Source organism: Marivirga sp. (assembly GCF_051117495.1).
Classification (GTDB): domain Bacteria; phylum Bacteroidota; class Bacteroidia; order Cytophagales; family Cyclobacteriaceae; genus Marivirga.
On record NZ_JBNPEF010000035.1, the window covers coordinates 1 to 4,864 of the forward strand.

Below are 4,864 nucleotides of genomic sequence, written 5' to 3' on the forward strand. Positions count from 1 at the left end.
AACAAATGATCCCTTTTTCTTACTCATTCACAAATTGTTGTAATAAGGCTCTAACCTCTTCATTATTTTCAACTGCAAATTTAGCATAGGAAAACCCACTGCCCACTTTAACGGTGAGCGCACTATCAGGCAAAGCTTCAAAAGTATCTTCATCTGTTCTGTCATCCCCAAAGGCCATTACAAAATCGGTTTTCTCACCTTTCAGCCTTTCTATAGCGGCTTTTCCTTTATTGATTACAGATGGTTTCACTTCCACTACATGGTCTCCTTCAATTACATCTAATCCTTTATTAGTCATAAAATGCTTCAAGTGACTGGATAATTCACTCGACCTCAAATCCCCCAATCCCTTTTCTACTTTTCTGTAATGCCAAACCAATGTGTGTTCTTTTTCTTCTAAGAATGAACCAGGGGTCCTTTGAATATAAAATTCTAATATATCCCTAGCTTCTTTTTTCCAGCCATCATCCTGTAAATCACCATTGACCTCCCATTTTGCGCCAGCTCTTTTGGTTTTAATGCCATGCTCCGCTATTAGGTCAATATTGAATTCATCGAGCCATTCTTCCAAGGTTGCAGCTTTCCTCCCACTTATCACTACTAATTTTGCCTTAACGGCCAATTGGTGTAGGATTTGAGATAATTCTGCATCTGGATTACAATCCTCAGGATTTTCATTAAATGGCATTAGCGTTCCGTCATAATCTAAAAAAATGATAGGGTTTTTCGCTTTTTTGAAATCCTTGGTGATGGATTTTTTAAGGTCTTCATCCAATCTTTTAGTAGCCATTGATTGCTGGCGATCTTTTAAGTCTTTTAAATTATTCATAAATAAATCTACCCATTGAAAGATGGTATATTTCTTCACCGTCTTTTGCATGATCTTCATCCTGCGTTTTTGCTCGGCCAATGGCATTTCCAAAGCGCGTTTGATGGCTTCTACCATTTCGTTTTCATCATTCGGATTTACCAGTATTGCATCAGAAAGCTCTTTGGATGCACCTGCCATTTCACTCAGAATTAATACCCCGTCTTCATTTTCACGGCTGGCTATAAATTCTTTACATACCAAATTCATTCCGTCCCTTTTAGGTGTAATCATGGCAATTTTACACATTCTGTAAAAAGCCGATAAGTCGTCTAATGGAAAACTTCTATAGAAGAAATGTACAGGGACATAATTGATGGTTCCGTATTTACCATTAACATGTCCTACCAAAAATTCAACTTTTTCCTTTAATGCTTTATAACTAGCTACTTGGTCTCGCGATGGAACTACTATCAGAAATAAAGACACTCTGCCTTGATATTCAGGGTATTTTTCTAAAAATCGATCAAATGCTTGAAGCCTACCGGGTATGCCTTTAGAATAATCCAACCGATCCATTGAAAGAATCAGTTCTTGTTTTCCCAATGAATCTCGGTAGGAAATTTCTTTTGCTTTTGCCAATTGACTGGTGGCAGATTCCAAATATTTGTCATAATCTATTCCCATTGGGAGAGAATCCGCTTCCACTAATCGGTTTTTTACTAAAATTTGATTCCTTTCATAGCTGTAACCTGCCAATCGGTGACAACTACTTAAGAAATGGCGCATATCGTCATAAGTATGGAAGCCGATATAATCTGCTCCTAGCACCCCATTTAATAATTTTTTCCTCCAAGGAATCATTCTGAAAACTTCATAAGAAGGAAAAGGAATATGCTGGAAAAAGCCAATGGTCACATTTGGGAATTGCTTCCTCAGCATATTGGGCACTAACATCAGCTGATAATCGTGAACCCAAATAATATCATCCGGCTCTAACCATTTTGAAATGGCATCCGCAAATTTTCTGTTGGCATTATAATAGGCTTCCCACTCCTCATCTTTAAAACGCATGTGGTGTATAAAATAGTGGAATGCAGGCCATAAAGTCTGATTGCTAAAGCCTAAATAAAATTCTTCCACATCATGTTCCGTAAGAAAAACCGGTCGCATATTGCGATTTATCAACTCTTTTTCAACCTCTTCTTCCTCTTCATGACTCAATGAAATACCGGGCCAACCAATCCAAATATTGTTTCCTTCCTTATAAATGGAGCCTAAGCCTGTGGCTAATCCTCCTTCACTAGTTTTATATACTTTTTTACCATCTTCTTTCTCAATTCTGATGGGTAGTCGATTCGATACTATGATAGTTTTTGCCATTGTGTAATAGTTTGACATTCAATTTAAATGATATGCCTTTTAATTCATAAGAGAATTAAGATTGATTTAGAGGAAATTTCACATTTTAGGAAATTTTAACAATATCATATTGAATCACTTCATCAAGAATTTTATCATTTTCATACTATTTTTATCAAAAGGAGGGTATTTTTTCCTTAAATCGAACCAAGTTCCTGATTTTAGTATGGATTTTTCGTGTGAAAAAGCCATAAATCCTGATTTTCCATGATAATTTCCACTTCCGCTATTTCCCACTCCACCAAAAGGTAATTCGGGATTTGCCAGGTGTACAATAGTGTTGTTGATTGCCCCGCCACCAAATCGAACTCTGCCTAAAAAGAATTTTTCGGTTTTGGCATCAGAAGTGAACAGATAAAAAGCCAACGGGTCAGGATTTTTTCGGATAATTTCCAAAGCCTCTTCATTTTTGGAATACGTAAAGATTGGCAGAATTGGTCCAAATATTTCCTCTTGAAACATTTTATCGTTTTCTGTAATCCCTTCCACAAGAGTAGGCTCTATTTTTCTTTTCTCATCATCAAAAGCACCCCCAAAAACCACTTTACCTTCTTTAAGGTATGATTTTAAAGTCTCATAGCGCTTTTGATTGACAATTTGGGTGAGATCATTGCTTTCAGTTGGGGAAATTCCGTAAAAATCCATAATAGTGGCTCGAAGCTCATCCAAAAAATCTTCTTTTACTTTTTCATGAACTAGTAGGTAGTCTGGGGCTACACATGTTTGCCCTGAATTGATTAACTTCCCAAAAGCTATTCTTCTTGCCGCAACCGTTAAATTGGTTTTCGCATCTATAATTGCAGGAGATTTACCACCCAATTCCAGAGTTACAGGTACTAATTGAGGAGCTGCCAATTGAGCAATTATTCTTCCTACAGGCACACTTCCTGTGAAAAAAACATGGTCGAATCGGTTGTTTTCCATTAACTCTGGTACTACCACTCTTCCCTCTCCCATAACAACCGCTAAGAACTCTTCATTAAAATTCTTACTGATTAGATCATGAACTAATTGCGAAATATGCGGGGTTTCTTCTGGTGGTTTTATCATACATGTATTACCGGCAGAAATGGCAGCGATAACAGGAGCCAAAAGCAACTGGAAAGGATAGTTCCATGGACCAATAATTAGGGTAACCCCTTTAGGTTCAAAAATTATTTTACTTTTGGATGGAAAATGAACGAGGGATGTGCTTACTTTTTTAGGCCTCATCCATTTTTTAAGATTCTTGAGTGTGAAATTTATTTCATCATATAAAAACCCTATTTCCGTCACATAACTTTCGAAAGGAGGCTTACCGAAATCCTTCGCTAATGCATCCATTATGGCTTGCTCATTTTCCTTTATTAAAGATTTCAGCTTCAGTAATTGCGATTTCCGGAATTGATATTCCTTTGTTTTTTGGCTATTGAAAAATTCTTTCTGAGTATTAAATATTGCCTTTTGTTTTTCTAGAGAAGTGTTTTTTATTTCTAATGTATTATCCATATTTTAAATTAACTTTCTACCACAATAAATCCAATATAAACTGATTGGTTGTTCTCGTATTTCAATATACGATAAAGAACTTTAATTATCTGAAATTGGAATTCAATTTATAACAAGTTCAAAACTTTTTTAAATTCTGAAAGCTTGATTAATTTATCCCATTAACTTTGTAATATGGATTTTCTTAAAATTTTAGGTTTTTTTATTATCGTCTCCATTTTATTTATGGCTTGCGAGCCTGACTATTACCCTAAACCTAAAGGGTTTAATAGAATAGATTTACCTAATCATGAATATATAGCCTTGCCGGACTCATTTCCATTTAGCTTTGAGTATTCGGCTCACGCTAAAATTCTGCCTGATTCTTCTTATATAAGAGAGCGCTATTGGTTTGCTTTGTTTTATCCTGAATTTATTGCTGAAATTCATTTCACATACAAGCCCATACATAATAACCGTGATTCTTTACGCTCCAATATAGATGATGCTTATAAGCTGACTACTAAACATCAAATCAAGGCCAGTTCAATTCAAGAGACCATCATGATTACGCCAAATGGCAAGAAAGTTTCTTTGGCAGAATTAAAAGGAGATGTACCCAGCCAGTTTCAGTTTTATACTACAGATTCTACCACACATTTTTTGAGAGGGGCATTATATTTCCGTACGGCTACTGAAAATGATTCCCTTGCACCAGTAATTGAATATGTTAAAAAGGATATCGTCCACAGTTTAAATACTTTAGAGTGGAAATAGGATGGCTTCATTCTTTAAAACACCTATAGAATTCTTAAAAGGAGTTGGACCGCAAAAAGCCAGCTTACTTAATAAAGAATTACAGATTTTCACCTATGCTGATTTATTGCAGCATTATCCATTTCGTTACGAAGACAGAACCAAATTTTACAAAATCAGAGATCTGCATCAGCAGATGTCAAATGTACAGATAAAAGGACAAATACGCTCAAAGCAATTAGCGGGCGCTGGTAGAAAGCAAAGATTGGTGGTGCAATTTGCCGATGAAACCGGCACCATGGAACTCGTATGGTTTAGTGGTATCAACTGGATTAGCCCCAAATTAAAGTCAGGTGTTGAATATGTAGTTTTTGGACAGCCAAACCGATATGGAAGTAAATTTAGTATGGC

4 protein-coding genes are annotated in these 4,864 nt (G+C 36.0%); 2 read left to right on the forward strand and 2 right to left on the reverse strand.

The features are described from left to right. Positions 1-19: 19 nt before the first annotated feature. Positions 20-2,191 carry a bifunctional alpha,alpha-trehalose-phosphate synthase (UDP-forming)/trehalose-phosphatase gene (locus tag ACFE0M_RS17435; protein WP_434547072.1) on the reverse strand — a complete coding sequence of 724 codons (2,172 nt, stop codon included), beginning with the start codon at positions 2,189-2,191 and terminating at the stop codon, positions 20-22. A 114-nt stretch (positions 2,192-2,305) separates the two neighbouring features. Further along, entirely contained in the window at positions 2,306-3,718 is a 1,413-nt protein-coding gene (locus ACFE0M_RS17440) for an aldehyde dehydrogenase family protein (RefSeq protein ID WP_434547073.1), read from the reverse strand. A gap of 174 nt (positions 3,719-3,892) precedes the next feature. Between ACFE0M_RS17440 and gldD the strand changes: the two genes are divergently transcribed. Next, a complete protein-coding gene (gene gldD, locus ACFE0M_RS17445) occupies positions 3,893-4,474 on the forward strand; it encodes a gliding motility lipoprotein GldD (protein WP_434547074.1) in 582 nt (193 codons plus the stop codon). A gap of 1 nt (position 4,475) precedes the next feature. Further along, the coding region (locus ACFE0M_RS17450) for an OB-fold nucleic acid binding domain-containing protein (RefSeq protein WP_434547075.1) at positions 4,476-4,864 on the forward strand (389 nt) is incomplete at its 3' end.

What these genes read in the sequence shown, in the direction of transcription:
- ACFE0M_RS17440 (WP_434547073.1), bottom strand. Translation starts at nt 3,718, where the DNA reads ATGGATAATACATTAGAAATAAAAAACACTTCTCTAGAAAAACAAAAG.
- gldD (WP_434547074.1), top strand. Translation starts at nt 3,893, where the DNA reads ATGGATTTTCTTAAAATTTTAGGTTTTTTTATTATCGTCTCCATTTTA.
- ACFE0M_RS17435 (WP_434547072.1), bottom strand. Translation starts at nt 2,191, where the DNA reads ATGGCAAAAACTATCATAGTATCGAATCGACTACCCATCAGAATTGAG.